General features: G+C 55.1%; 25 protein-coding genes and 3 tRNA genes. 18 read left to right on the top strand and 10 right to left on the bottom strand.

Going from position 1 to position 26,289, the window contains the following annotated elements:
* Positions 1-134 precede the first annotated feature (134 nt).
* Positions 135-716 (top strand): DJ-1/PfpI family protein, encoded by a 582-nt coding sequence (locus IT893_RS10525; RefSeq protein WP_197145137.1) that lies wholly within the window; start codon positions 135-137, stop codon positions 714-716.
* A 118-nt stretch (positions 717-834) separates the two neighbouring features.
* Entirely contained in the window at positions 835-1,149 is a 315-nt protein-coding gene (locus IT893_RS10530) for a ribbon-helix-helix domain-containing protein (protein ID WP_008890961.1), read from the top strand.
* Between the two features lie 43 nt (positions 1,150-1,192).
* Here IT893_RS10530 and IT893_RS10535 read toward each other — a convergent pair whose 3' ends face one another.
* The 3 genes from IT893_RS10535 to pyk form a co-directional block, all read right to left on the bottom strand.
* Positions 1,193-2,176: a hypothetical protein gene (locus tag IT893_RS10535; protein WP_197145138.1), complete on the bottom strand. Its 984-nt coding sequence runs from the start codon at positions 2,174-2,176 to the stop codon at positions 1,193-1,195.
* 5 nt (positions 2,177-2,181) lie between these two features.
* Complete coding sequence (locus tag IT893_RS10540; protein WP_197145139.1) at positions 2,182-3,708, bottom strand: DUF2336 domain-containing protein; 1,527 nt, start codon at positions 3,706-3,708, stop codon at positions 2,182-2,184.
* Between the two features lie 363 nt (positions 3,709-4,071).
* Entirely contained in the window at positions 4,072-5,493 is a 1,422-nt protein-coding gene (gene pyk, locus IT893_RS10545) for a pyruvate kinase (protein ID WP_197145140.1), read from the bottom strand.
* 285 nt (positions 5,494-5,778) lie between these two features.
* On the opposite strand from pyk, the gene IT893_RS10550 reads away from it, so the two are divergent.
* From IT893_RS10550 to IT893_RS10605, 12 genes are all read left to right on the top strand, one after another.
* Positions 5,779-6,252, top strand: coding sequence for a dCMP deaminase family protein (locus IT893_RS10550; RefSeq protein WP_008890965.1), 474 nt, complete (start codon positions 5,779-5,781; stop codon positions 6,250-6,252).
* A gap of 284 nt (positions 6,253-6,536) precedes the next feature.
* Entirely contained in the window at positions 6,537-7,031 is a 495-nt protein-coding gene (locus IT893_RS10555) for a response regulator (protein ID WP_008890966.1), read from the top strand.
* Positions 7,028-7,582: a transcriptional regulator gene (locus IT893_RS10560; protein WP_197145141.1), complete on the top strand. Its 555-nt coding sequence runs from the start codon at positions 7,028-7,030 to the stop codon at positions 7,580-7,582. Before IT893_RS10555 ends, IT893_RS10560 begins: the two co-directional genes overlap by 4 nt.
* A 263-nt stretch (positions 7,583-7,845) precedes the next feature.
* A tRNA-Asp gene (locus tag IT893_RS10565) sits at positions 7,846-7,922 on the top strand.
* 244 nt (positions 7,923-8,166) lie between these two features.
* Positions 8,167-8,243 (top strand) — tRNA-Asp (locus IT893_RS10570).
* Between the two features lie 187 nt (positions 8,244-8,430).
* Positions 8,431-8,507, top strand: a tRNA-Asp gene (locus IT893_RS10575).
* Between the two features lie 410 nt (positions 8,508-8,917).
* The gene (locus IT893_RS10580; RefSeq protein ID WP_008891486.1) at positions 8,918-10,507 is read left to right on the top strand and encodes an ABC transporter substrate-binding protein; all 1,590 of its coding nucleotides are present in this window, start codon (positions 8,918-8,920) and stop codon (positions 10,505-10,507) included.
* Positions 10,508-10,533: 26 nt separating this feature from the next.
* Positions 10,534-11,601, top strand: a complete 1,068-nt coding sequence (locus tag IT893_RS10585) for an ABC transporter permease (protein WP_083997030.1) — start codon at positions 10,534-10,536, stop codon at positions 11,599-11,601.
* A 2-nt stretch (positions 11,602-11,603) separates the two neighbouring features.
* Complete coding sequence (gene nikC, locus IT893_RS10590) at positions 11,604-12,527, top strand: nickel transporter permease (protein WP_063087267.1); 924 nt, start codon at positions 11,604-11,606, stop codon at positions 12,525-12,527.
* Between the two features lie 2 nt (positions 12,528-12,529).
* Entirely contained in the window at positions 12,530-13,372 is an 843-nt protein-coding gene (locus IT893_RS10595) for an ABC transporter ATP-binding protein (RefSeq protein WP_064780729.1), read from the top strand.
* Positions 13,373-13,383: 11 nt separating this feature from the next.
* Positions 13,384-14,148: an ABC transporter ATP-binding protein gene (locus IT893_RS10600; protein ID WP_008891482.1), complete on the top strand. Its 765-nt coding sequence runs from the start codon at positions 13,384-13,386 to the stop codon at positions 14,146-14,148.
* An 11-nt stretch (positions 14,149-14,159) separates the two neighbouring features.
* Positions 14,160-15,209, top strand: a complete 1,050-nt coding sequence (locus IT893_RS10605) for a dipeptidase (protein WP_083997029.1) — start codon at positions 14,160-14,162, stop codon at positions 15,207-15,209.
* Between the two features lie 57 nt (positions 15,210-15,266).
* On the opposite strand, the gene IT893_RS10610 is transcribed toward IT893_RS10605, so the two are convergent.
* The gene (locus IT893_RS10610) at positions 15,267-15,686 is read right to left on the bottom strand and encodes a hypothetical protein (RefSeq protein ID WP_197145142.1); all 420 of its coding nucleotides are present in this window, start codon (positions 15,684-15,686) and stop codon (positions 15,267-15,269) included.
* A 32-nt stretch (positions 15,687-15,718) separates the two neighbouring features.
* On the bottom strand, positions 15,719-16,144 hold the full coding sequence (locus IT893_RS10615; RefSeq protein ID WP_008891479.1) for an acyl-CoA thioesterase: 426 nt from the start codon (positions 16,142-16,144) through the stop codon (positions 15,719-15,721).
* Positions 16,145-16,439: 295 nt separating this feature from the next.
* On the opposite strand from IT893_RS10615, the gene parE reads away from it, so the two are divergent.
* Positions 16,440-18,422, top strand: a complete 1,983-nt coding sequence (gene parE / locus IT893_RS10620; protein WP_008891478.1) for a DNA topoisomerase IV subunit B — start codon at positions 16,440-16,442, stop codon at positions 18,420-18,422.
* A gap of 154 nt (positions 18,423-18,576) precedes the next feature.
* Entirely contained in the window at positions 18,577-19,176 is a 600-nt protein-coding gene (locus tag IT893_RS10625) for a hypothetical protein (RefSeq protein ID WP_197145143.1), read from the top strand.
* Here the strand turns inward: IT893_RS10625 and IT893_RS10630 are convergent.
* Positions 19,173-19,934 (bottom strand): alpha/beta fold hydrolase, encoded by a 762-nt coding sequence (locus IT893_RS10630; RefSeq protein ID WP_197145144.1) that lies wholly within the window; start codon positions 19,932-19,934, stop codon positions 19,173-19,175. The two genes, IT893_RS10625 and IT893_RS10630, sit on opposite strands and share 4 nt — an antisense overlap.
* Complete coding sequence (locus IT893_RS10635; RefSeq protein ID WP_197147694.1) at positions 19,931-20,491, bottom strand: hydrolase; 561 nt, start codon at positions 20,489-20,491, stop codon at positions 19,931-19,933. Before IT893_RS10635 ends, IT893_RS10630 begins: the two co-directional genes overlap by 4 nt.
* A gap of 211 nt (positions 20,492-20,702) precedes the next feature.
* Here IT893_RS10635 and IT893_RS10640 point away from each other — a divergent pair, with 211 nt between their 5' ends.
* The gene (locus IT893_RS10640; protein ID WP_197145145.1) at positions 20,703-22,568 is read left to right on the top strand and encodes a DEAD/DEAH box helicase; all 1,866 of its coding nucleotides are present in this window, start codon (positions 20,703-20,705) and stop codon (positions 22,566-22,568) included.
* Positions 22,569-22,658: 90 nt separating this feature from the next.
* Here the strand turns inward: IT893_RS10640 and IT893_RS10645 are convergent, their stop codons facing one another.
* A complete protein-coding gene (locus tag IT893_RS10645) occupies positions 22,659-23,105 on the bottom strand; it encodes an Rrf2 family transcriptional regulator (protein WP_008891472.1) in 447 nt (148 codons plus the stop codon).
* Between the two features lie 4 nt (positions 23,106-23,109).
* The gene (locus IT893_RS10650) at positions 23,110-23,610 is read right to left on the bottom strand and encodes a GNAT family N-acetyltransferase (RefSeq protein WP_063087257.1); all 501 of its coding nucleotides are present in this window, start codon (positions 23,608-23,610) and stop codon (positions 23,110-23,112) included.
* 473 nt (positions 23,611-24,083) lie between these two features.
* On the opposite strand from IT893_RS10650, the gene IT893_RS10655 reads away from it, so the two are divergent.
* Complete coding sequence (locus tag IT893_RS10655; RefSeq protein ID WP_008891470.1) at positions 24,084-24,563, top strand: Lrp/AsnC family transcriptional regulator; 480 nt, start codon at positions 24,084-24,086, stop codon at positions 24,561-24,563.
* A gap of 115 nt (positions 24,564-24,678) precedes the next feature.
* Here the strand turns inward: IT893_RS10655 and IT893_RS10660 are convergent, their stop codons facing one another.
* A complete protein-coding gene (locus IT893_RS10660) occupies positions 24,679-26,016 on the bottom strand; it encodes an MATE family efflux transporter (RefSeq protein ID WP_197145146.1) in 1,338 nt (445 codons plus the stop codon).
* Positions 26,017-26,289 lie beyond the last annotated feature (273 nt).

The following is a 26,289-nucleotide window of genomic DNA, read 5'->3' on the forward strand; positions in this document are numbered from 1 at the left end:
CAGACGCTACAACGTACACCACGTCAACTTCCTCGCACGTAGTACCCCGCTGTTACCCGCCCAGCTTGTATCAGGCGTATAGTTCCCTGCCCTTGCCCAAAGGCGGCAAATGAAAACAAGCGGGAGGATAAAACATGTCTGCGAAAAAAATTCTGATGATCACCGGCGACTATGCCGAAGATTACGAAACCATGGTGCCGTTTCAGACGTTGCTTGCGGTTGGACATCATGTCGACGCCGTTTGCCCGGACAAGAATGCCGGCGATACGGTTGCAACGGCTATCCATGATTTCGAAGGTGATCAGACCTATAGCGAAAAGCGCGGCCACAACTTTGCCCTGAATGCCGATTTTGCGGCGGCGCGAGCCGAAAACTATGACGCGCTAGTCATCCCCGGCGGTCGTGCACCGGAATATCTGCGTCTGAACGAAGATGTCATTCGTCTGGTGCGTGATTTCCATGCTGCCAACAAACCGATCGCTGCTGTCTGCCATGGTGCGCAACTTCTTGCAGCAGCCGATATCATCAAGGGTCGCAAGGTTTCCGCCTATCCGGCCTGCGCACCTGAAGTCAAACTTGGTGGCGGGACCTATGCCGACATTGCCATTGATGATGCCTGCATCGACGGCAATCTGGTAACCGCACCGGCTTGGCCGGCACATCCGAAATGGATGGCGGCTTTCCTCAAGGTTCTTGGCACTGAAATCAATTTGTAATGTATCGGCGCCCAAACGGTGATTGCGTTTGGGCGCCATTTGATCGACCATTGCGCCAAACAAAAAGAAAACCGCTGCACATCTCGTAACAGCGGCACAAACAGGAAAGGGCGTTCAAATGTGTCAGATTTATTCTGGAACTGACCCGGAACTTTATCAGTCTGTCAGCCGGTCTGTGCGGATCAATGGTGTTGTTACAAGCCTGCGCCTGGAGCTGCGTTTCTGGCAGATTCTTGATGAAATCGCCGCGGGTGAAGGTTTCAGCACCCCGCAGTTTCTCGGCAAAATCCACGACGAGGTCGTCGCCCAACGTGGTGACATCCCGAATTTCGCATCGCTTGTGCGCGTGATTTGTACCGTATATCTGGAAAAACAGGCTGGCCTGCATGTTCATGTCCCGGCAAATACCGCGACATCACAGATGCTGAGCTAACCACACGCCAAGCGCATCGGCAGCAAAGCTCAGGGCCTGAACCCTAGTTAAGCCAGGAAGAAAGTTCGCGCGTGCTGAAGCCGCCGCTGGTCATGATGCTGGGCGTCGCGTTGCGTTTCAAGGTCGGCTCGGCCGGTTTGATGATGCTGTTGCGGCGATGCATGCCCGTAGCCGCCCCGAAATCGATCTGTGACCGCCCAACAAGATCAGCCGCCGTAATACGCGGCCCGGATGCATCAGCATTGCCCGATGCATTGATCGGCGTTTGCTTGGCATGTGGCAGCTGCTGTTTCTGTTTTGCCTCGTAGATCCAGCGCAATTCCTGCTTCAGGGTCTGGTATTCCGGGGTATCGGGTGCCGAATTGACTTCATTGACGATCTGAAGCTTTACCATCTGCGGGAAACGATCAAGGCGTTCCAGCAGCATGAATTTCACACTTGGACGCACTGCGTCTGAGCGCATCAGTTTCATCACCAGACGGCGATAGATATCAATCCTAAGGTTGCCATTTGATGCCAGTTCGATGAATTCCTCGACAAACTCGCGCGCGGCCATCTTGCCATCCAGCAACGCGCGCAGGTTATCCCCCATCGCCCGGCGATAGGCTTCGCGGATCTCCACGACGTGATTGGAGGCGCGTGTGCGCACAAGATGGAATGCTTCTGGGCTGAATGCGTTCTTGGTCAGAAGCTTGGCGCAATCGGCAACCAGTTCATGCTTGGTTGCCTCGGAAACGACTTCAAAGACCCCGGTAATCAGTTCCTTGCATTTGGCATGCGGTCCCATACGGATCGCAGCAGCCAAGGCCATCGGGCTTTCTGGATCCCTGGTTGCGATCACGGCAAGGGCCAGTGGATCGTCATATTGCATCAGGGCAAGGTCGTTGCTCAGCAAATGTTCCGGCATCAACAGACGCTGCTGCTTGGCCGCCCCGGTCACGGTAAGCGGCTCGCCAGACAGATAGCTTTCCTTGATGGTAAGGGCATGTTTCAGCCCGTCATAAGAGATGCCGTGATTGCTGCTCATGGCACTCAGTCCTCTTTGAGACCTTTGGACCGCCTGTCAGAGACGAGCCCCTCGAGCCCGCCACTGTTGCGCCCGCTGCGCGGTCGAAGTCCCTGACCGCGCGACATGGTCCTGCCGCTTGGCTTTGCCGTCTGTGCAGATGCCGGCGCAGGTTCGTTTTCTTTTTCGACCTTCATGCGCGAAGCTACAGGCTTCATGTCGCTAAAGAAATCGATGTACCAATCCATATCGGCAGCTGCCATCGCAAAGCGACCACCGGCCGCCGGGCTTTCGATTGCCGATTCAGGGATACCGTTACTGATCTGCAAGACGACTGCTGCAGGTGCAGTCATCCCTGCCCGCCATGCAAGGGCTGTGATCGCCCGGGCACTGCCGGAATCAAGAATTTTGGAAACGGCGTTGGCGCGGATTTGCGCGTAATGGGCAAGTGCCTGCACCACCAGCGCATCATCATTGCGCGACAGGGCATCAAGCACATACTGGTCAATCGTCATCTTGGCATCTGTTGCCTCAATGACATCGTTGTCGACCATTTCATTGTCTGCGATCTCGACAACCATGTCTCTATCACGCGACGGCATCAGCACCCGGTTTTCAAAACGGGCCTTTTCAATCCTCTGACGGACCGACTGGCGCAACGCACGGGCAACCTCGGTCCGCATCCGGCCCTGCTCGACCAGCGTGTCAAACAGGGACGCCATGATGAAATGGGCAATGCGGCGCTGGGCCTGACGCGAAATTCGGTTCTGACCACCGAGGATATCGTTCTCCGGCGCCTTTGACTTTGTTGTCTTTTCAACGAAATGCGGCGTCATCGGCACAACGTTCCGCGGCGCGTCATCAGATGACAGCAACCGGTTCAACAAACCGCCCTTTTCCTTTTCCGCCTGCTGCTCGATCAGGCGGGCCTTGGCGGCGGCCTCAAGCTCGGCGCGTTCACGTTCGGCTGCGGTTTGAATGAATTCACCGCGCCCGCGCATGATATCAAGGAAGTCGGAATCGCTCAGAAGCTCGATATAATCGGCAATCGACACCCGGCCAATCGCCTGAATATCCTGACGTAAACGGTTGGCCGCCTGACGGGTCATGTACGGGGTATGACCCAGTTCCTGTTCGATCAGCGCAATCACCTGCGGGCGATAACAGTCGCCCATATTGGCAATCGCCGAAACGAACTCGTCAACCATTTCCAGTCTTTCGGACGGGCTCAAATCTGTCAGATGCCGACGCAGACGGCGCGCCACATCCATGCGCACGTCGCTGTCAAAATCAGGTACATCCTCGGCATCGTCCAGCGCGTCCAATTCAGACGAAAGACGGGCTGCGTGTTCAAGGGCCGATGCATCGGCGTTATTTTCGGAAACATGTCTGCGGGGAATCGCGCGACCCTGAACGCGACCTGTATCAGATCCAAACGTTTCAGGTGCGATGGTGCGAACAGTGTCGGCCAGATCACGCAGCTTGGCAGAGGCTTTATCATCAAGCCCCCCATCGCCCGCATTTTTCTGCCGATTGAACATCCAACTCAGCATTATCGCAGTAATTCCCCTGGTCCCGTGCCTGGCGGCGTATCGGCATCGACGTTGCGATGCCTTATTTTTGTGTTTTGTCAGAACAGCTTAACCCAAACTGACAGTGATACACAACCAGACAAGGCGTCTAATTTTCATAACCCAATCTCAAGGGCACATATCAACAGACAGAGCCTTGATTACAGAATGACTATCGGCGCAAAGACTCAAAAAAACATTAACGATACAGGGGTCTATGCCCCCTCCTGCCCATTGCCATCGAAAAACCTGCGCGCCGACGGACTTCTGGCAATCTGCGCAAATGAAAACGGGCGCCCCAAAAGGACGCCCGTCATCGAAAATCGTTACACGCACTCACTTGCGTTAATTATTGCCGACCCATGCAATGCGCAGAATATTGGTCGCACCCGGCGTTCCGAACGGCACACCGGCGGTGATAACAAGCGAATCACCCGGTCCTGCAAATTCCTCACGCTTTGCCACTTCGGTGGCGATTCCGACCATTTCGGCAAAGTTGGTCGCATCGCGGGTAAAGACCGGATGCACGCCCCAACACAAGGCCAGACGACGTGCGGTCTGAATCCTTGGGGTCAGGCCAAGAATTGGCACTTCCGGACGTTCACGTGCAGCACGGAATGCCGTCGACCCGGAAGATGTATAGTTAACAACTGCCTTCGCCCCGATGGTGGTCGCCACCTGACGGGCGGCTGCACTGATTGCATCCGGGGCGTTATGTTCCGGATCCGGGCGGTTGGCGTCACGCATCCGGTAATAAAGCTCATCCTGCTCCACACGGCGTAGGATACGGTCCATGATCGAAACGGTTTCAAGCGGATATTTGCCGACCGCACTTTCGGCTGACAGCATCACCGCATCGGCACCGTCATAGATCGCGGTCGCAACGTCGGATGCTTCGGCACGGGTCGGGGCCGGGTTGGACACCATCGAGTCAAGCATCTGGGTCGCAACGATCACCGGCTTGCCGGCTTCGCGGCACGCTTTGATGATACGTTTCTGCAGGATCGGCACATCTTCCGGCGGGCATTCGACACCAAGGTCACCACGGGCAACCATGATCATGTCCGACAGATCGACAATCTCATCAAGGTGATCAATCGCCTGCGGCTTTTCCAGTTTGGAAACGATGGCTGCACGGCCCTGAATGATCTTGCGGGCCTCGGCAACGTCTTCGGGACGTTGCACAAAGGACAGCGCCACGAAATCAACGCCCATCTCAAGACCGTAATCCAGATCGGCACGGTCCTTTTCGGTCAGCGGTGAGAGCGGCAACATCACATCCGGAAGGTTGACACCCTTGCGGTTGGAAAGCGGCCCACCGGTAATGACGGTACATTCGGCCGACTTGTCGTCGCATTTCTCGACACGCATGCGCAGCTTACCATCATCAAGCAGCAGGTTCGCACCCGGCTTGATAGCTGCATAGACTTCCGGATGCGGAAGCGACACACGCTTGTTGTCGCCCGGCTTCTTGTCCATATCGAATTTGAACGTATCACCGGCGGTGAGTTCAACTTCACCGTCGGCAAAGGTACCAACACGAATTTTCGGACCTTGAAGATCCATCAAAATACCGATCGGCCGGCCGAGTTTTTCTTCGACGACACGGATCGCTTCAAAACGGGCCAGATGTTCTGAGTGTTCCCCATGCGAGAAGTTCAGGCGGAACACATCCACACCTGTCTGCACAATTTTCTCGAGGATTTCTGGCTTTGAACTTGCCGGCCCCAGGGTCGCGATGATCTTCGCCTTACGTTGACGGCGCATCGGCTGCTACCTCTTGTTATTCGGTTTACACGTGATCCTTCCCGCTTCGGCCTGCATCTGCGGCGAGACGAAAAGGCGTCCTGATCTTTTCTGGGGGTAACCCCTTAATAATCAATCAGCCCCTATTTGAACAGGGACTTTTCATTAAATGCCTTTACAAAAATGTGATTTTTCGCTGGACAATTACAAGAAGCACCTTCTTTAAAGAACCCGTACCGGTGAAACGTGCCGGTCAAAAACGAATACCCAACAGACCAATTTTACGGCGCAGACAGGACCCTTTTCATGAGCAAATGGCACCATCGCTTTCTTGGACTTGCAGCCCATATTGCAGACTGGTCAAAAGACCGTAGCACCCAGGTCGGTGCGGTTGTCATCGGCCCGAAAAAAGAAATTCGTGCTGTCGGCTATAACGGGTTTCCGCGCGGGGTCGATGACGAAGTCGAAAGCCGCCATCAGCGTCCGGAAAAATACGCCTATACCGAACATGCCGAACGCAATGCTATTTATAATGCCAGTTACACCGGCACATCGCTTGATGGCTGCGCCCTGTATGTGACGCACTTTCCGTGCTGCGATTGCGCGCGCGCAATCATCCAGGCAGGCATCGCCGAGGTCTATGTCGACAAGTCAAAACTGACCCCGGACTTTCTTGAACGCTGGGAACAAGATATGAAGATATCGACCGAAATGTTCGAGGAGTCCGGTGTTGCCGTTAAGGTGATTGATGACGACGGCGTCACCAAGCCCATGAAATAAAAAAGATCTTCCTCTTTACTATTGAAAAAAAGGCCCAATATTGGGTGTGTTCAAACCGGACACGAGCATCAAAAACAAAAAGACGTAAACGTCGTTTGTTCTAATTTTTCAGCTGGCTTGGGGTCAGTATTTGTCAGATTTTCGGGCTGAACACAGAGTGGTTTGGCCTTGCTGGAAACCAGACAAAGGTATAAGGGTTTATATATCAGCAACTGTTTAGATTTGCTGCTGTATCCCCCTGAACAGCGACGCATTTCGTGATGATGCTCAGGAACCGAGGCCGGATGAACGCGAAAATAGACTTTAGTAAGATTAGTTTTCTGATCGTTGACGGGGACAAGATTTCAGCTCAGGTGGTCTATGACACGCTCGCCTATCTCGGAGCCAGTCATATACAGCGTGTAAAATCGCCGAATAATGCCTTTGACGTACTACGCACCGAAAAAATTGATATCGTGATTTGTGAATGGCGCTTGCGCGGCATGGATGGCCTTGAATTCCTCGATGTCATGCGCAATTCGACCAATTCGCCAAACCGGTTCATTCCGGTGATTATGCTGACCGCACATTCCGAGATGCGTTATGTGACGACGGCACGTGACCTTGGGATTACTGAATTTCTTGCCAAACCCTTTAACGCCAAGGCACTTTACAGCCGTCTGGTTTCGGTCATCGCCCGACCAAGACGTTTCATTAACACTGGAACGTATTTTGGCCCGGACCGACGTCGCAGACAGGTCCAGTTTGATGGTCCTGATCGTAGGAGCCTTGACGAATGACCCATTATGACTGGGGAAGCGGAGCCATCGTGAAGCCGGAAGAACCTAAGAAAAAGAAGAATGTGCAGATCATCCCTGCGCAGACCGATCTGAAACGCAAAGCTGTCAACTTCATCAAGGGATTTGACATCAACCTGTCACCTGAACAGCTTGAAGAGCTCGAACAGGTTGTACAGCGCAGCTCCGAGACCTTTGTCCGTGACATCGGCAAGGACCTGATGGAATGCCGCAAACTGGTAATCAACGCCCTGCACGACAAGCCCAAGCGGCCAGAAGCCATCATCGCGGCAAATGACCTTGCATATTCGGTCAAGGCCCTGGGCGGCACTTTCCAGTATCCCCTGATGACGCAGATCGCAAAATCGATGGAAATCTTCGTTGCCGACCGCACCACGGCCAACGAAAAACAGCTGCTGGTGATCCAGCTTCACATCGACTCGCTTTATGTCATTCTGGCCGGCCGCGTGACTGGTTTTGGCTCAACCGTCGAACAGGCAACTGTCGCGGCTCTGACCAAACTGACCGAACGCTACGCAGAACCGCGCGAGTAGCCCCACACCTCTTGACCGCAGACGATCTCGCTCACTGGGCAGCATTTCACAATGCAGTCTCAGGTGGTGCTTATGTGCGCCTTGCAATCCCAAACATCCCCCTCACCTGCCCGCCTTACCAAAGCCTGACAGGTGAACTTTAACGTGCCCGATGCAGGGTCGGTTTCTACCGCCGGAAGAACGCGGCTAAAAATTGAAAAATCTTGGCAAAAAAGCGCTTGCACCACCTTTGACCGGCTGCTAAAAACCGCGCCACGCACCATGCGGGTGTAGCTCAGTTGGTTAGAGCGCCGGCCTGTCACGCCGGAGGCCGCGAGTTCAAGTCTCGTCACTCGCGCCATTCCCTCCCTGATTGGGAATGACGTACAAAATAAGCGCCGCGATTTTTTCGCTGGCGCTTTTTTGTTTTCCACTCGCTTTTTACACATTTACGCCACCCCGGATCGAGCGCTTTTCGCTGCGAAACAGGCGTCGCATCGAGGCTGCCAAGGACGATCAGACTGGTAAATTTCCGGTCCGTCTTTTTTTTGCAAAAAAGCCCTTGCCAGACCGAACCACCCCTTATATAAACCGCGCCACGCCATGCGGGTGTAGCTCAGTTGGTTAGAGCGCCGGCCTGTCACGCCGGAGGCCGCGAGTTCAAGTCTCGTCACTCGCGCCATTCCCTCCCTGATTGGGAATGATGCACAAAATAAGCGCCGCGATTTTTCGCTGGCGCTTTTTTGTTTTTGCGCCGCTTTCTTGGCGACTAAACCGGCAAAACACGTCCGCGCATTTTTCTTTGAAAATCGGTCAAAAAACACTTGCCTCAATTGGGTGGTCTTTATATAAACCGCGCCACGCACCATGCGGGTGTAGCTCAGTTGGTTAGAGCGCCGGCCTGTCACGCCGGAGGCCGCGAGTTCAAGTCTCGTCACTCGCGCCATTCCCTCCCTGATTGGGAATGACGTACAAAATAAGCGCCGCGATTTTTCGCTGGCGCTTTTTTGTTTCTAAGGCCAAACCCCGGCGTAAAAACACCGCGCCACCCGCGTGGGTAAATTCACCAATACGTCACACAACCTTAAGAAATCCATTTTCGGGAAAGTTGTGCCATTTGCTGATTTAGACAGCATTGCTGACCGACTGGTCATTGATTAATCGTATAAATTATGCTCAGCTCCACATGCACTAAGCGAACCTGCAGGCCGCCCCGCAATTATAAGGGCCTGAAGGCGTCGATAGAACTCCGGATGGTTATAAAGCTGAGCCCGTCTCGTTTTGGCCCTCCCTTTCGATAGCCGATCAGTCCACGCATTGGCCTGCAGTCCCACAACAACAATCGGGAGGCGCATCATGCGCAAATTTATTGCAGGGCTGGTCATGGGGACCGCGCTCGCGACCGCACCTATGATGGCACAGGCCGAAACGCCGAAAAATGCTTTGGTCATGGCTTTTGCCATTGATGACATCATCACGCTCGACCCGGCTCAGATTTTCGAATTCTCGGGCGCTGAATATGCCGGTAACACCTATGATCGCCTGATCGGTTTCGACAATGACGATGTGTCGAAGATCTATGGCGTCGTTGCCGAAAGCTGGGATGTCTCCGAAGACGGCAAGACCTTTACCTTCAAAATTCGTGACGGCATCACCTTTGCCTCTGGCAACGAGCTGACCGCCGAAGACGCGGCCTTCTCCTTGCAGCGCGTGATCCTGCTGGATCAGTCGCCGGCCTTCATTCTGGGCCAGTTCGGTTTCACCGCCGACAACGTCAAGGAAAAGATCTACGCCACCGACGATTCCACGCTGGTCATGGAAGTCGACAAGCCTTACGCACCAAGCTTCGTGCTGTACTGCCTGACCGCTGGCGTTGGCTCGGTTGTCGACAAGGAAGAAGTCCTTGCCCATGAAGTGGACGGCGACCTTGGCCATGAGTGGCTCAAAACCAACTATGCCGGTTCCGGCCCGTTCAAACTGAACAAGTGGACTGCGGGCGAAAGCCTTAGCCTAACCGGCAACGAAGATTACTGGGATGGCGCGCCAGAAATGAAGCGCGTGATTATCCAGAGCGTCAAGGAAGCCGCAGCTCAGCAGCTCCTCCTTGAAAAAGGCGATATCGATATTGCCCGTAACCTCGAAGCCGATCAGCTGGCTGCCATTTCTGACAATGACGACATCAAGATGATGTCCAAGGGCAAAGGTGCGCTGTGGTATCTCGGTCTGTCGCAGAAAAACGAATATCTGTCGAATCCGAAAGTCCGCGAAGCTCTGAAATACCTTGTCGATTACAAAGGCATTTCCGAAACCATCCTGGCTGGTCGTTCGCAGATCCATCAGGCCTTCCTGCCTGAAGGTTTCCTGGGCGCATATAACGAGAACCCCTATTCCTTGGATGTCGAAAAAGCCAAGGCCCTTCTGGCCGAGGCCGGCTATCCGGACGGGTTCAGCGTAACCATGGACACCCGTAACACCACCGCGATCATGGCGATGGCTCAGTCGATCCAGGCGACCTGGTCACAGGCTGGCATCAATCTGGAAATCATTCCGGGTGATGGCAAACAGACCCTGACCAAATACCGCGCCCGTCAGCACGATATCTATATCGGTCGCTGGGGTCCGGACTATCAGGATCCGCACACCAACGCATCGACCTTTGCATGGAACCCGGACAACTCCGACGATGCCGCTGCCAAGCCGCTCGCTTGGCGCAACTCGTGGGATGCCGGTGACTTGACGGCAAAAACCGATGCCGCCACGCTGGAACGCGACGATGCGAAACGTGCTGCGATGTATGTCGATCTTCAGAAAGCAGTTCTGGAAAATGGTCCGTTCGTGATCATGTTCCAGGAAACCGAGATCGCATCCATGCGCGGCAACGTGAACAACTTCGTCCTCGGTCCGTCATTCGATAACAACTATTATCGTTATGTCACCAAAGACTAATCTCGACGAAGGAGACAACGGTCGTAATGTCCGCTGTTAAACGCAAAAAACGGGACGGGCGCAACCGCGCCCGTTTCGCTTCCGGCCCGACGGGAACTGTCCTGCGGCTGGTATTCTCGCTTGCCATTACATTTTTTGGCCTGCTGTTTGTCACATTCCTGATCGGTCGCGTCTTGCCGATTGATCCGGTGCTGGCCGCTGTTGGCGATCATGCATCGCAAAGCACGTACAACCGCGTGCGCGAAGAAATGGGGCTTAACCTGCCGCTTTGGCAGCAGTTCTTTATCTATATTTCCAACGTACTGCAGGGTAACTTCGGCCAATCGGTGCTGACATCCAACACCGTGCTCGATGACATCAAGCGTGTCTTCCCGGCCACCCTTGAACTGGCAACCATTGCAACCATTATCGGTGTTGTTCTGGGCATTCCCGCTGGCGTTTTTGCCGCCATCAACAAGGGCAAATGGCCCGACCATATGGTTCGCGTGATCGGCCTTGCTGGCTATTCCATGCCGATCTTCTGGCTGGGTCTGATGGGGCTTCTGGTATTTTACATGAAGCTCGACTGGGTCGCGGGTCCAGGACGCCTTGATTCGTTCTATCTCGACTATATCGAACCTACCACCGGTCTTATGCTGGTTGATACTCTGATCGAAGGCGACATGGACCTGTTCTGGAACGCTGTCTCGCACATTGTTCTGCCTGCATCGATCCTGGCTTATTTCTCGTTGGCCTATATCGCCCGCATGACGCGTTCCTTCATGCTCGAACAGCTGAGTCAGGAATACATCCTGACCGCTCGGGTCAAAGGCATTTCCGAACATCGCATCATCTGGCGCCACGCCCTTGGCAACGTCATGGTGCCACTGGTGACCGTGATTGCGCTGTCATACGCTAACCTGCTTGAAGGTTCGGTTTTGACCGAAATCATCTTCGCATGGCCGGGACTTGGTCTTTACATCACCAACTCGTTGCTCAATGCCGACATGAATGCGGTTCTCGGTGGCACGATTGTGGTCGGTGCGGTCTTTATCGGTGTGAATATGCTTTCTGACGTGCTTTACCGCCTGCTCGACCCCAGAGCGCGGAGATAATCATGACAACACAAACACAAGTTTCGCAAACCGGCCTGAAACAATGGCTGACATCCGATACGCCAAAATCGCGCTGGCAGGCAAAATGCGGACGTGCCTGGCTTGGCTGGGTCAAGTTCACCGAAAACAAACTTGCCATGATCGGCCTTTCGATCGTGATTGGCCTTATTCTGGTAACGATCTTTGCCCCGCTTCTGGCCCCTTATGATCCGCTGGCAGCTGACCTTGCCAATCGTATCCAACCACCCGGTGCCGAACACTGGTTTGGCACGGATCAGCTGGGCCGCGATATTCTGTCGCGTCTGATCTATGGTGCGCAATACACCCTTTTGATCGTCGCCCTTGTTGTCATCACTGCAGCCCCGGTCGGCCTGCTGGTTGGCACAGCTGCCGGATTCTTTGGCGGCTGGATCGATGCCACCCTGATGCGCATCACCGATATCTTTCTGGCTTTCCCGAAACTGATCCTGGCACTGGCCTTTGTGTCCGCTCTTGGACCGGGCTTGGAGAACGCCATTCTTGCCATTGCGATTACCGCATGGCCGCCTTATGCCCGTATCGCACGGGCTGAAACCATCACGGTGCGCAAATCCGACTTCATCGAAGCCGCCCGTCTTCAGGGCACATCGAACCTGGGCCTGATTACCGGTCACATCATGCCAATGTGCATGAGCTCGCTTGTTGTCCGTGTGACCCTTGATATGGCGGGCATGATCCTGATTGCAGCCGGTCTTGGCTTCCTTGGTCTTGGTGCACAGCCACCGATGCCGGAATGGGGGGCAATGGTTTCTGAGGGTCGTCAGTTCCTGCTTGAACAATGGTGGGTTGCCACAGTCCCGGGTATCGCCATTTTCATCGTCAGCCTTGGCTTTAACCTTCTGGGTGATGGCCTGCGTGATGTACTTGACCCGCGTGGAGGCGATTGATCATGTCCAATGAAACCCTTCTGTCGGTCAAAAACCTCGAAGTTACCTTCAACACGCCCAAGGGGGATGTGCATGCAGTGCGTGGTGTGTCGTTTGATCTCGGTCGCGAACGGCTTGGAATTGTGGGCGAATCCGGGTCTGGTAAATCCCAGACCGGGCGCGCCATACTTGGTCTGACGGCGGCCAACGGTAAAATTACCGCTGATCAAATGACCTTCCATGATGTCGATCTGGCAAACCTGACGCCCAAACAATGGCGCAAGGTACGCGGTGCGCGCATTTCCATGATCATGCAGGACCCAAAATATTCACTGAACCCTGTCATGACCATTGGCGATCAAATCATCGAAGCCTACCGCGAACACCATAAGGTCAACGCCAAGGAAGCCCGCCACCGCGCGATTGATATGCTTGATGCGGTTAAAATCCGCGATCCAGAGCGCGTGTTTAACTCCTACCCGCATGAAGTATCCGGTGGTATGGGACAGCGCGTCATGATCGCCATGATGCTGATCCCTGATCCTGAATTGATCATTGCCGATGAACCGACTTCGGCCCTTGATGTCACTGTGCAGCTTCAGGTGATGGCGATCCTTGATGATCTGGTACGGGATCGTGGCATGGCGCTGATTTTCATCAGTCACGACCTGCAACTGGTTTCAAGCTTCTGCGACCGTGTGCTGGTAATGTATCAGGGCCACGTGGTCGAAGAAATCAAGGCCTCTGCCCTGCACGAAGCCAAACACCCCTACACCAAGGGACTTTTGAACTGCTTGCCGAAAATGGATGGCGATCATTCTGATCTGCCGATCCTTGAACGCGAAGCAAGCTGGGCCGAAGGTTAAGGGGTAGACACATGATTGAAATCAACAAACTCAATGCCTGGTTTGACGACAACCACGTTCTCAAGGATGTCGACATCAAGGTTCCGAAAAACGGGTCCTTCGGCCTTGTTGGTGAATCGGGATCAGGCAAATCAACCGTTCTTCGTACCATCACCGGCCTTGTCGATGACTGGGAAGGTGAAATTCTGGTCAACAACAAGGAACTTGGCCCCACACGCGACAAGACATTCTATCGCCTTGTGCAGATGGTGTTTCAGGACCCGTTCGGATCGCTTCATCCGCGCCATACCATTGACCGCATCCTGACCGAACCGGTCAATATTCACGGGCTTGGCAATTCCGATGCCCGCGTGGTGCAGGCCCTTGAACAGGTCGGGCTCGATAACTCGTTCCGCTTCCGCTATCCGCACCAGCTTTCCGGTGGGCAGCGCCAGCGTGTTGCGATTGCCCGCGCCCTGATCCTTGAACCCAAGATTTTGCTGCTTGATGAGCCGACCTCGGCCCTTGATGTATCTATTCAGGCCGAAGTGCTTAATCTTCTGTCACGCTTGCGCCGGGAACTTGGCCTGACTTACATCATGGTCAGTCACGACCTCGCCGTGGTGGCCCATATGTGCGACGATATTGCCATTATGAACCATGGCCGTATTGTTGAACGCGCCACTGCAAGTCAACTGGCAGATGGCAGACTTGAACATCCCTATTCGCAACAGCTTTACAAGGCTGCCGGCGGCTATGACCGCGCCGTTGTCGACAGCTTTGTCGACTGGGACTGAACGGAGACACCATGACTTCCGCCACCACACTGAGCTTCGCAACACCCTTCGCCCCGGCCGACAGCAAACTTGCCAATTACCAACGTCGGCATATCCCGTCTTTCACGTGGGATGCGCATGCCTGCCTGCCGCTTGATGAAAAGACGCCGATAGACCTGCTTGATACCTATGTTGCCGGTCACATCGACTATGTCTGTGTCAATGTCGGCATGGATATGAACAGCGTTGCCCATATCCTGCGCGTGATCGCCGCCTTCCGCGCCAAGATCGCCGCCAACCCCGACAAATACATGCAGATCGAAAGCTTTGATGATCTGGCGATTGCCAAATCCAAGGGCCTGCTGGGCGTCGGGTTTGATCTTGAAGGCTCGGTCATGCTCCAGGACATGCCCGAAATGGTGCCGGTCTTTGCCAAGCTGGGTGTGAAGCAGATCCACTTTGCCTATAACCGCAACAACTCGGTCTCCGGCGGCTGTCACGATGTCGATATCCCGTTGACCGATCTGGGTGTTGAAATGGTCAAGGCCGTGAACACCAGCGGCATGATCATGGATTGCTCCCACACCGGGCGGCAAAGCTCGCTTGATATCATGCGGGTCTCATCCAAGCCGGTCGTGTTCAGCCACGCCAACCCCAAGGAATTGGGCGGTCATGAACGCTGCATCGACGATGAACAGATCAAGGCCTGTGCCGATACCGGTGGCGTGATCGGCATCTGCGGATTCCAGCGCTTCATTAAATCCAAAAACGCGCCCGAAGTCCCTGACATGATCCGCCACATCAAATATGCGGTTGATCTGGTCGGGGTTGATCATGTCGGCATCGGGCTTGATACCATGCCATCGGTCGCCGGCACCAACGACTTCCCGGATGGCGTCGACAAGGACTTCTATTGGCCCGCCGCCAGTGGCTACGGCCCCGGCGCAGGTGGTGCTGCGGTGTTCGATCCGCGCAAGCTCCCTGCCCTTGCAGATGCCCTGATTTCGATTGGTTATTCGCCCGATGACGTCAATAAAATCATGGGTGAAAACTTCATGCGTGTTGCCAAGGCAAGCTGGTAACAACGTGCTACACTCTGCCCCGGGCTTCGGCCCGGGGACTTGGGCAGAGGTTTCGATCTAATTTGAAACCGTCACAGATTGCCCAGCCTCAACAGGCAGTTCGATCCTTAACTCTGCACCGCCAAATGCGTGCACCAGATCACCGGCCCTGAGTGTAACACCTGTGATATCGGGTGGGATCGTCACACCGGATAGAGAACGGGTAAAGGGCTGCTCATTGACATGTGGATGGGCCAGAACCCGTTCCCCAATGATCACGCCATCCGGCCCGATCACCTGCCAGACATTGGCATAATGATCCCAACCGGTATCCTCATGCGCCACGGTCACATCAAACCGATAGGTATCTGCGCCGGTCTTGGTCACCTTGGCGGCAACCAAATCGGCCTCGCCCGCGTCGGCTAGCATGGGAAACAACAAAGCCCCGCAGACAAGAACCAGACGGGTCAACAGCGTGGACACAGTGCGGCTCTGCATGGCGGGGCTCCTGAATTTGATCTCGCGAGGGCTTAGGCGTCTGCCTCATCCTTGCGTACCGGGCGCGGCCGACCTTCGGCGTCAATCGCGACAAAGGTAAATGTCGCCTCGGTCACCTTGATGCGTGGCGGTTGATTGCGGCGGAGCACCCAGGATTCGAGATGCAGCACAATCGATGTATTGCCGATCTTCTCGATGTCGCCATAAACGCAAACTGTATCGCCGACATAAACCGGGCGATGGAACGTCATGCCGTCCACTGCGATGGTCGCAACACGCCCTTCGGCGACCTGACTTGCCATCACGCCACCGGCGATATCCATCTGCGACATCAGCCAACCACCGAAAATATCGCCACTCGGGTTGGTATCGGCGGGCATGGCAAGGGTTCGGGTGCAAAGTTCACCGCGCGGCATCGTGCTTTCCGCAAGAAGGGATTGATCTTTCTCAGTCGCCATCAGGCTCACTCCAGTTGGCGGCACGCCTGTTACGGCACGCCATTTTTTTATTGGACCTCCCGGTCGCGGTTTTCTGCGTCCAAGCCCGGCAAAATTATGATCAGAAGTCGCGACCATCACTTGCATTGGATTCAAAAACACATTTTTATGGTCGGTGCGCACCGATCATCTGGTACGAACCGATAAAGATATGGTACTCGTTTAGCGCCGAGGCTTCCAAGACCATAATATCGAAGAACAGATATACGGTATTGGACCTTGTTTTAACACAATAAAAGAAGTTGCGTTCCGGGGCATGACCGACCTTTTTGAAGATTCAAACCAGTCCACCGATAAAGCCTATTCCGCCAAGGATATTGAAGTTCTCGAGGGCCTTGAGCCCGTCCGTCGACGCCCCGGTATGTATATCGGCGGCACCGATGATGCCGCATTGCATCATCTGGTCGCGGAAATTCTCGACAACTCGATGGACGAAGCGGTTGCTGGCCACGCCGACTGGATCGAACTGGAATTGCAGCCAGACAATACTGTGCTGGTGCGCGATAACGGGCGTGGTATTCCGACCGACCCGCATCCGAAATTTCCCGACAAATCTGCACTTGAGGTGATCCTGACCACCCTGCACTCGGGCGGCAAGTTCTCTGGCAAGGCCTATGAGACCTCGGGCGGTTTGCACGGTGTCGGTATGTCGGTGGTGAACGCGTTGACCGACAAGTTCCGCGTTGAAGTCTGCCGTGATCGCAAGATGGTGTTTCAGGAATATTCCAAGGGCACCCCGCTGGGGCCACTTCAGGATGGCGGTCCGATCAACAATCGTCGTGGCACCACGGTTATTTTCAGACCCGACCCCGAGATTTTCGGCACCCGCGCCAAGCTCAAGGCAGCGACCATCTTCCGTATGGCGCGCTCCAAGGCGTATCTCTACAAGGGTGTTGAAATCCGCTGGTCGGTTGACCCGTCGCTTCTGACCAGTGACGACCCGACCCCGCAGCAGGAAGTCCTGAAGTTCCCGAACGGCATTCTTGATTACCTCGAAATGACGCTTGAGGGCCGCGAGATGGTCACAGACCGTCCTTTCGCAGGCGAAGCAAAGTTTTCTGAAAGTGCCGGGCGTGTTGAATGGGCGATTGGCTGGCCGGAAAGCGGCGAAGGCTACTTCCATTCCTACTGTAACACCGTCCCGACCCCGCTTGGCGGCACGCACGAGGCCGGTTTCCGCTACGCCATCACCAAGGCGATCAAGGCCTATGGCGATATGCTGGGGCAGAAAAAGGCCGCTGCCATCACCGCTGAGGACGTCTTTGGCGGCGGCTGTATCATGCTGTCGGTATTTATTCCCGATCCGCAGTTCCAGGGCCAGACCAAGGAAAAGCTGGGTACCCAGGGTGCAACCAAACTGGTTGAAACCGCGGTGCGTGACCACTTTGACCACTGGCTGACCGGGGATACCGAAAACGCCAAGCGTCTGCTTGAACGCATCATCCTGCGCGCCGAGGAACGTCAGCGCCGCAAGGAGAAAAAGGAAACCAAGCGTCAGTCGGCGACCCGTCGTCTGCGCTTGCCGGGCAAGCTTGCCGACTGTTCGCGTTCAATCGCGGCTGGCACTGAAATCTTCCTGGTGGAGGGTGACTCTGCAGGTGGTTCTGCCAAACAGGCCCGAGACCGCGAAACGCAGGCCGTCCTGCCGCTGCGCGGTAAGATCCTGAACGTTGCGTCGGCGACCTATGAAAAGATGATGGCCAACCAGGAAATCAAGGACATGATCGAAGCCTTTGGCTGCGGTTCGGGATCCGATTTCCGGCTGGGTGATCTGCGCTATGAACGCATCATCATCATGACCGATGCTGACGTCGATGGCGCACATATCGCATCCCTTCTGATGACCTTCTTCTATCAGGAAATGCCTGGCCTGATCGAAAACGGCCATCTGTATCTGGCGATGCCGCCACTTTACCGCCTGACCCAAGGTGGCAAGTCGATCTACGCCATGGATGACGCCGAAAAGGAAGTCATCCTCGAAACCGAGTTCAAGAACCCGAACAAGGTCGAGATTTCCCGATTTAAGGGTCTGGGTGAAATGCCGCCGCAACAGCTGCGCGAAACCACCATGGCACACAAGAAACGTACACTTCTGCGTGTTACCCTGCCCGATGCAGCCGAACCGGATGCCCGCGGACAGACCAAGGATCTTGTGACCCGCCTTATGGGCAAAAAGCCGGAGCTGCGCTTCCAGTTCATTCAGGAACACGCCCGCTTCGTCGAGGATATCGACGTCTGATCGGCATCTCGAAATACCAACAAAACCCGGCCTTTGTGCCGGGTTTTTTGTTTTCTACCCTTAAAAATCGGCGCAACCGCGTGACTTTGGCAATTTCCCGACAATATCTAGGGATAGGTTCTTTGGTCTCAGCAAGCCTGAAAGGATGAAAGTCATGTCCGCGCCCGCATCGCGACTGTCAAAATTGACACGCCCGTTTTCAATCGCTGTTGCTGCAAGTGGTCTGCTTGCGCTTGCCGGTTGCAACATCGCCGTGATCGAACGTGCCCATTATGAGGTCACCGAAGTCGACAGCTTCCGGACAGCCGGCGCGCCAAGCCGTGTGATGATGCTTGAAATCGTTGATGCCAATAACACCTTCACCGATGATTTCTGGAGTGCGGCCATGTCAAACCATGGCTACCCGCCGCGTCTGCGCTTTGTCACTGATCCGGCCGACATTGCAGATGGGGAAACCATCAAGCAGGAAAACCGTATGGTTGCCGTCGTCAATCCGGAACAATCCACCATGCGGGGCAAGCTCTGCACTGACCCAAAATCTCTTCCCATGGATGATACAAGTGATCGCGTTACGGTCCGTTTCGGCTTCTGTGTCGGGGATAAAATCATTTCGGAAACCCGCGCACACTTCAATACGGCCCAGTTTGCCGAACAGGTCGAAAACAACGCTGACACGGTCAACTATCAGCTCTTCCCGCGTCATATGCGCAACAATGACGATCGTTATTGCAGCCCGTTCTTGCCAAGCTGCTAACGCACCAAAAGCCCTGCTAGTGACCGGGCAAACTCGACGGGCTGCTCAAGTGGCACATAATGCCCCGCACCTGCAAATTCCTGGTAGGTCGCACCAGGGATGGCATCGGCCATTTCCCGCTGGCTTTCAGGGCTTATAATCCGGTCATGCGTACCGACAACAACGCTGCATGGCACGGCAATATTGCCAAGATCCGTCATGCTGTCCGGACGGGTCGCAACCGCATGATTCTGTCGTTCAAACACACCTACCCCGCATGCGTCGCCCATTGCAGTCAACAGGGAAACCAACCCGGCATTATTGCGGTTATCGGGGTGAAGCATCTCATCAAGCATGCCGTCATTGACCGCAACAAACGGCGTCTTGCCCGCGACAATGCGCGACAGCAACAAACGACGACGTCGCACCGCCTCACTGTCGGCCGTTGCCCTTGTATTGACCAGCATCAGGTGACTGACGCGTTCCGGGGCCTGACGCAGGATTTCAAAGGCGGCATAGCCACCCATCGACATAGCGACCAGCGCAAAGCGATCCGGAGTGGTTTCCAGGACCGCACGCGCCATATCCGCAACCGTATCCTGATCAAACAATTCACAGAATACCGGCATAAGTGCGGGCTTGGTCGGATCGTCAATATCGCCATATGCGGTAATCGCAGGATGCCACATACGCTGATCGGCCAGCATGCCTGACAAAAACACAACGGGCACGCCATCGCCTTCGGCGTGCCCGGTAGCCTTCTTTGAGGTCGAGCTCATTTAATCAGCGCGCTCAGTTCCTTGAACTCCGGCGTGCCTGCCACCCGAAGCCATTCAAACATCACGCTTTCGCGGGTCACGATTTTGGCGCCAGCATCGCGCATGCGCTCAAGACCGAAAATCTTGTCATGCTGGCTGCGCGATGTCACCGCATCAGAGACGACATAAACTTCCCGACCGCGTTCGATCAGGTCCATCACCGTTTGCAGCACACAGACATGGGTTTCCATGCCGGCAACCACCACCTGATCACGCCCCTGATTTTCTTCCATTTTTTCGATGAATCCGTCGGCCGGAACGGCGGAAAATGCCACCTTGGAAACGACATTGCCGCCATCAGCAGCATCACCCGGCTTTTCCAGAAGGTCGACAATCGGCTTGGCCGTATGACCAAGCCCCTTGGGATACTGTTCGGTGACGATCACCGGCACCTCAAGGCGATTGGCGCATTTGACCAGAAAACAGCAATTGGCGATGATCTGATCCGGTTCCAGACAGGCCGGATAGAGTTTTTCCTGAACGTCGATTATCAGCAAACTTGAACGGGTTGCGTCCATCAGCACTGTTTTTCTCCCCGAGTATGAGCTGTTGTGGCAGATTACGCTGTCAAATTGTTGCAAACAAGCCTCTCAAAGCCCGCCGAATGGGTTTTCCAAGGCAATTAAGCGGCGTTTTTCTTGACTTAATTAAGGGTTGGCTTTACGACGCAATCAGATTTCTAGCGATCCGCTTAACCTTAACGCATTTCTTTGCGGGAAAACGAACCATATGAATTTCGCCGATCTCGGTCTGAGCGAAGATATCCTCAAAGCCGTCGCAGACGCCGGCTACGACACCCCAACCCCGATCCAGGCCCAAGCTATTCCGTCGGTGCTGATGGCACGCGACATTCTGGGCTGTGCGCAAACGGGTACGGGCAAAACGGCCAGCTTCACCCTGCCGATGCTTGATATTCTCCATCATGGTCGGGCCCGCATGCGGATGCCGCGTTCCATCATTCTGGAGCCGACCCGCGAACTGGCCACCCAGGTTGCTGCAAACTTTGACACCTATGGCAAATATATCTCGCTGTCCAAGGCGTTGATTATTGGCGGCGAATCTGCTGCCGAGCAAGGCAAGGTCCTTGAAAAAGGTGCCGATGTCATCATCGCGACCCCGGGCCGCCTGATTGATACGTTTGAGCGCGGAAAGCTGCTACTGTCTGATTGCAAACTGCTTGTGATTGACGAAGCCGACCGCATGCTCGACATGGGCTTCATTCCCGACATCGAAAAGATCGTCAACATGCTGCCCAAGCAGCGCCAGACGCTTTTCTTCTCGGCGACCATGCCCAAGGAAATCAAACGCCTTGCCGACAAGTTCCTGTCCAATCCCAAGGAAATCACCGTATCGCCGCCTTCAACGATGGCAACAACGGTCGAACACAAGCTCCTTGTCCTGGACGACTTCGACAAGCGCGAAGCCCTGCGCCGCCTGATCCGCGCCGAAGATGTTCGCAACGCTTTTGTGTTCTGTAACCGCAAAAAAGACGTCGACATTCTCTATAAATCGCTGACCAAGCACGGCTTCAATGCCGGTCGCATGCATGGCGATCTGGCGCAAAGCGAACGTACTGAAACGCTGGCAAAGTTCAAAACCGGCGAGATCACCCTTCTGGTCTGCTCGGACGTGGCCGCACGCGGCATTGACGTCGCCGATGTTTCGCACGTCTTTAACTTTGACGTACCGTTCAACGCCGAAGATTACGTCCACCGTACCGGTCGTACCGGTCGCGCAGGCCGCGATGGCAAGGCCTTTACCCTGGCCGTGCCAGAGGATGGCAAACTTGTTGCTGCGATCAACAAGTCCATCAACATGGACATCCCGCTGACCGAACTTGAAGGCATCGAGACGCTGGAGCTGGACTTTACCGGCAAGAAGCGTCGCAACAAGAAAAGCCGCAAGCCCACCAATACGCGTGACGACAAACCCGCCCGTCCGGCAAGATCGGATAAAAAGGAAGCGGCTACTGACGCTCCGTCACCGGCCAAATCCGAGGCGCAACCGCAAAAAGACGCCGATGCCCCAAAGGCACCAGCACGCGACGCGCGTAATAACGCGGGCAACACTGATCGCAACCGCACCGAGCGTCCGGATCGGACCGAGCGTAATGATCGCAACGATCGGAATGACCGTAACAACCGCAACAATCGCCGTGATCGTGACGACCGCGATGACAAAACAGTCATCGGCTTTGGCGATCACGTTCCAAGCTTCCTTCTGACCGAAGTGCCGGCCTCAAGCCTTGGCAAAAAGCCTTCTGACGACGAAGAAGAAGCACCGAAAAAGACCACCACAGCCAAGCGCAAGCCTGCTGCTGAAAAGTCGAAATCAACGTCGGCCAGAAAGCCGCGCCGTTCGACCAAAAAGGCCAGCGACGAAGCACCGGCAGAGGATGCTGCACCAGTAGCAACCGAGGCACCGGCTGAGACCGCAAGCGACGCAAAGTCTGACGCAGCACCGGCCAAGGAAGTCAAAAAACGCGCACCGCGCCGTCCGCGTAAGAAAGCTGCCCCAAAGGCAGAAACGGCTGACAAGGCTGCGGATACCGCCCAGACATCAGCAGAACCGGCCCCGGCAGAAAGCGAGAGCTAAGCCCGCCGCGCGTTCGCAAATCAAAAAGGCCGTCAGAGTAATCTGGCGGCCTTTTGTCTATCTGGTGGGTATCTGTGCTTGGTTTAGGCGTTAAACCGCGCGGAACAATCCGGTGGATGTCGGTTTTTCCGGGCGACGTTTGCGCATCAGTTTCAGCATCGTCTCGATCGTGATCGACAGCAATGTGGCATGGGTGATCTCTTCGATCTCGTCCATCACCATCGAAAGCGCCGCACCGGCATTGGTGTTCTGCACGATGCTGTTGGACGGGCTTGTGCCGACCTCTTCAAACAACTGCACAACATCCAAAAGTGTGGTGCGCTTGGCATTGCCACAGAAACGATAACCGCCACCGGCCCCACGAACCGATTCAACCAGCCCCGCCCGACCCAGATCACGCAGGACCTTTGCCAGATGGTTGGTCGAAATATTGTAACGCTCGGCAATTTCCGATGCCGAAAGCTGGCGGTCGGTATCTTCGGCCAGTTCCAGCACGGCATAGAGGGCAAACAGCGTCGCCTTTTGCAAGGACATCATCGGCTTATTCCCCCTCTTCCATATCTGTTTCCAGCTGGATGAACGGCCCCGCCATCATGCCCTGCGCGCGGAAGAACGACATCAAATCGGTCGCATCGCGCGGGATCATGGTGCGGATTTTGGTCACCCCGGCCTTGCGGAAACAGCGGCAGATTTCGTTATAAAGGATGGTACCGATCCCGCCCATGCGCAGGTCCGGTTCGACACTAACGGTGCCAACCCAGCCACACGGCACGGAATTGAATTCCCACGACCGGACTTCACCGAAAATGCAGCCCAGAAGCGTTCCGTTTTCTTCGGCAATCAGGAAGAAACGGGAATCCTTGCGGTTGCCATAACGGGTAAACAGATCGTCCCAGTAATCCGGCTTGCGCAGTCCCGTGGTCCGGTCATCAAGATCGACAACATTGGCGAGATCTGCCTGAACCGCCGGACGAATATTGATTTTATGCTCGCCAATTGTAACCAGGTTATATCCCGGCGTGTTTTGCGCAGCGTCCACCATACGTGCCTTTCAGTATATCGGCTGCCAATGTCAGACCAGTGTCAGACAGTGCCAACCTCCCCCGGGCTCCCGGCAGGAGAATAATCACAATCGAAATAAGTAAATTGGTACGATTATACTACACTGCCCGGATGGCACACGGCAACGATAACTTCCGCTGCAGATGCTCACAACTGCAGGCATTCCAAGGAATTGAAGGTCATACTTGCATTGCTTGCCTGTTGCAAGTCTTAGGCATGCACGATGCGGCTATGATCTGTTGCACCGCATTGCGATCATATACAGGATTTCGACGTAAAAATTGCACCGTTTGGCGACGCAAAGATTGACAGAAACGCGAAGTCATGGCTTATCGCGCAGCAGAAATTATGTACGCCCGGTCGGGAATTTGGCAAAATCCACCCTTCCGAAAATACGGTTCTCCGGGCGAATTTCGGCCCGTTATCTTATCGTCCAAAGGAGTGTGGCACGCTATGGCGCGCAACGGTTTCGACGCAATTGATCGCAAAATTCTTCGTGAAATTCAGGAAGACGGTCGAATCTCCATGGTCGAACTGGCTGATAAGGTCGGCCTGTCCGTTTCCCCCTGCCTGCGGCGTCTGCGCAAGCTTGAGGAAAGTGGCGTCATCCGCAAATATGTCGCCCTGCTGGACCCGGCCCACCTTCGTCTTGGCGTGAATGTCTTCGTTACCGTATCGCTGACCCAGCATGACGAACCGTCGCTCCGCCGCTTTGAAACGGCCGTGCAGGAACACCCGGAAATCGTTGATTGCTATGCCATGGTCGGCAATCAGGACTACATGATGCGCATCGTGGTGCCGGACCCGGCCGCCTATCAGCGCTTCCTGTCCGAAGTCATGATGAAGCTGCCCGGTGTCGCCAATATGAAATCAAGCTTCACCCTGCACGAAGTCAAAAATAGCACCACCCTGCCGGTTGCTGACGCCGACTGATATCAGTTGGATGCCCGCCTTCGCGGGCATGACGGCAGGTACCACATGGTCTGCCACCGTCATCCCCGCGAAGGCGGGGACCTTGATCAGCACGTTCCCGAACCTGACAATCGCTCTATGCCAAAGCCTGACGCTGCTTGGGAATGATCGTCGGGAACAGCACCGCCAGTGTCAGCCCGCGTAGCAGGAAGAAGCCGTTAAACGCGGCCCATAGAAAATGGTTGCTGCCCATCACCACGGCCCACCAGGCAAAACCGGCATAGATCGCGACTGACAGCAACATCATGTTGCGCCAATGCTTGGTCTGCATCGCGCCCAGAAACACCCCGTCAAACTGAAAGCCCAACACCCCGGTAATCGGCAATACCACCGCCCACATCAGATATTCATAGGATGCTGCGCGGACTTCCGGAATGCTTGTAAGGGCATCAATGATCCAAGGCCCTGATGCGGCAAACAGGGCAGCCATTACCACGGCTGAAACAATCCCCCAAACAGTTGTCTTGCGCACCGCCCACAGGAACTGCTTGCGCTTTTCCGCGCCATAGGCCTGCCCGACAAGGGTTTCTGCCGCATGGGCAAAACCATCAAGCGCAAATGACCCGAACATCAGGAAGTTTTGCAAAACCGCATTGGCAGCAAGCGTCACCTCGCCAAACCGGGCGGAGAAACTGGTAAACAGTGCGAAGGCCGATGTAAGCGCCATGGTGCGGATAAAGATATCGCCATTAATCTTCATCAGCCGGGCCAGTTGCGCGCGATCAAAAAGACCAATACCGCGCCATGTCCCTCCCAGTCTTTTCAGATGCGGCTGCATCAAAAACCAGCCCAGCACCACCCCCGAATAATCGGCAATCACCGTGGCGCCGGCCACCCCGCGCACATCCCAGCCGAACCCTTGTACAAACAGGATATCAAGGATGATGTTCAGCGAATTGAGGACCACCTGAAAAATAAACACTGCCCGGCTGTCACGCATCGCCAGCAACCAGCCCAGCATGCAATATTGCATCAGCGTCGCAGGCGACGCCCATATCCGGACATGGAAATAATCGCGTGCGGCGGCCTCGACCGCCGGTGTCGGCGCAATCAGGCTCATCGCCAGTTCAATGATCGGCCATTGCAACACCATCACCGCCAGACCGGCAACCACGGCAATCAGGGCCGCGCGGGCAAATACTGCACGCACGCCATTTGGGTCACGCCGCCCATAAGCTTGGGCCGCAAGGCCCGTGGTGGCCATGCGCAAAAAGCCAAAGCTCCAGAACACATAGGAAAAGATAAGCGCGCCAACCGCAACCGCCCCGATATAATGCGGGCTATCGAGATGCCCGACCACAGCCGTATCGACCGCGCCAAGCAACGGAACAGTCGCATTGGAAAGAATAATCGGCAGGGTCAGCGCCAGAACGCGTCGATCACCCTTGCCGAACCAGCGGCGCGTGCGGTTCATTTGGACCTCGGTCTATGGATCATGCTGTGGGGCATCCGGGCGAACCGGAAGAATTCTTGTGGCACAGATTATCAGACGGCAAAAGGTACCTTTTAATGACCGGCTGTCCAAAAAATCCACATCGTTAACTTTTTGTCCCGCCTCATGCAGCTTGTGCGCGAATTGCCGTCGAAAATCTGCCCCCATAATCGGGTGCCTGCCACAGGCTGTCCAAACACCAAGAACAGGAAAATCAAATAACTATTTGTTTTTATTTACTAAAATTAACTACAG

The organism is Thalassospira sp. A40-3 (genome assembly GCF_015871485.1).
In the GTDB taxonomy this organism is placed as follows: domain Bacteria; phylum Pseudomonadota; class Alphaproteobacteria; order Rhodospirillales; family Thalassospiraceae; genus Thalassospira; species Thalassospira tepidiphila.

Excerpts from the sequence above, each read along its gene's own strand:
- IT893_RS10535 (WP_197145138.1), bottom strand. The coding sequence starts at position 2,176 with ATGAGCAGCAATCACGGCATCTCTTATGACGGGCTGAAACATGCCCTT.
- pyk (WP_197145140.1), bottom strand. The coding sequence starts at position 5,493 with ATGCGCCGTCAACGTAAGGCGAAGATCATCGCGACCCTGGGGCCGGCA.
- IT893_RS10605 (WP_083997029.1), top strand. The coding sequence starts at position 14,160 with ATGACTTCCGCCACCACACTGAGCTTCGCAACACCCTTCGCCCCGGCC.
- IT893_RS10530 (WP_008890961.1), top strand. The coding sequence starts at position 835 with ATGTGTCAGATTTATTCTGGAACTGACCCGGAACTTTATCAGTCTGTC.
- IT893_RS10645 (WP_008891472.1), bottom strand. The coding sequence starts at position 23,105 with ATGATGTCCTTGCAAAAGGCGACGCTGTTTGCCCTCTATGCCGTGCTG.
- IT893_RS10555 (WP_008890966.1), top strand. The coding sequence starts at position 6,537 with ATGAACGCGAAAATAGACTTTAGTAAGATTAGTTTTCTGATCGTTGAC.
- IT893_RS10595 (WP_064780729.1), top strand. The coding sequence starts at position 12,530 with ATGTCCAATGAAACCCTTCTGTCGGTCAAAAACCTCGAAGTTACCTTC.
- IT893_RS10625 (WP_197145143.1), top strand. The coding sequence starts at position 18,577 with ATGTCCGCGCCCGCATCGCGACTGTCAAAATTGACACGCCCGTTTTCA.
- IT893_RS10610 (WP_197145142.1), bottom strand. The coding sequence starts at position 15,686 with ATGCAGAGCCGCACTGTGTCCACGCTGTTGACCCGTCTGGTTCTTGTC.
- IT893_RS10550 (WP_008890965.1), top strand. The coding sequence starts at position 5,779 with ATGAGCAAATGGCACCATCGCTTTCTTGGACTTGCAGCCCATATTGCA.
- IT893_RS10630 (WP_197145144.1), bottom strand. The coding sequence starts at position 19,934 with ATGAGCTCGACCTCAAAGAAGGCTACCGGGCACGCCGAAGGCGATGGC.
- IT893_RS10525 (WP_197145137.1), top strand. The coding sequence starts at position 135 with ATGTCTGCGAAAAAAATTCTGATGATCACCGGCGACTATGCCGAAGAT.
- IT893_RS10635 (WP_197147694.1), bottom strand. The coding sequence starts at position 20,491 with ATGGACGCAACCCGTTCAAGTTTGCTGATAATCGACGTTCAGGAAAAA.
- IT893_RS10650 (WP_063087257.1), bottom strand. The coding sequence starts at position 23,610 with ATGGTGGACGCTGCGCAAAACACGCCGGGATATAACCTGGTTACAATT.
- IT893_RS10580 (WP_008891486.1), top strand. The coding sequence starts at position 8,918 with ATGCGCAAATTTATTGCAGGGCTGGTCATGGGGACCGCGCTCGCGACC.
- IT893_RS10640 (WP_197145145.1), top strand. The coding sequence starts at position 20,703 with ATGAATTTCGCCGATCTCGGTCTGAGCGAAGATATCCTCAAAGCCGTC.
- IT893_RS10655 (WP_008891470.1), top strand. The coding sequence starts at position 24,084 with ATGGCGCGCAACGGTTTCGACGCAATTGATCGCAAAATTCTTCGTGAA.
- IT893_RS10660 (WP_197145146.1), bottom strand. The coding sequence starts at position 26,016 with ATGAACCGCACGCGCCGCTGGTTCGGCAAGGGTGATCGACGCGTTCTG.
- IT893_RS10600 (WP_008891482.1), top strand. The coding sequence starts at position 13,384 with ATGATTGAAATCAACAAACTCAATGCCTGGTTTGACGACAACCACGTT.
- nikC (WP_063087267.1), top strand. The coding sequence starts at position 11,604 with ATGACAACACAAACACAAGTTTCGCAAACCGGCCTGAAACAATGGCTG.
- parE (WP_008891478.1), top strand. The coding sequence starts at position 16,440 with ATGACCGACCTTTTTGAAGATTCAAACCAGTCCACCGATAAAGCCTAT.
- IT893_RS10585 (WP_083997030.1), top strand. The coding sequence starts at position 10,534 with ATGTCCGCTGTTAAACGCAAAAAACGGGACGGGCGCAACCGCGCCCGT.
- IT893_RS10560 (WP_197145141.1), top strand. The coding sequence starts at position 7,028 with ATGACCCATTATGACTGGGGAAGCGGAGCCATCGTGAAGCCGGAAGAA.
- IT893_RS10615 (WP_008891479.1), bottom strand. The coding sequence starts at position 16,144 with ATGGCGACTGAGAAAGATCAATCCCTTCTTGCGGAAAGCACGATGCCG.
- IT893_RS10540 (WP_197145139.1), bottom strand. The coding sequence starts at position 3,708 with ATGCTGAGTTGGATGTTCAATCGGCAGAAAAATGCGGGCGATGGGGGG.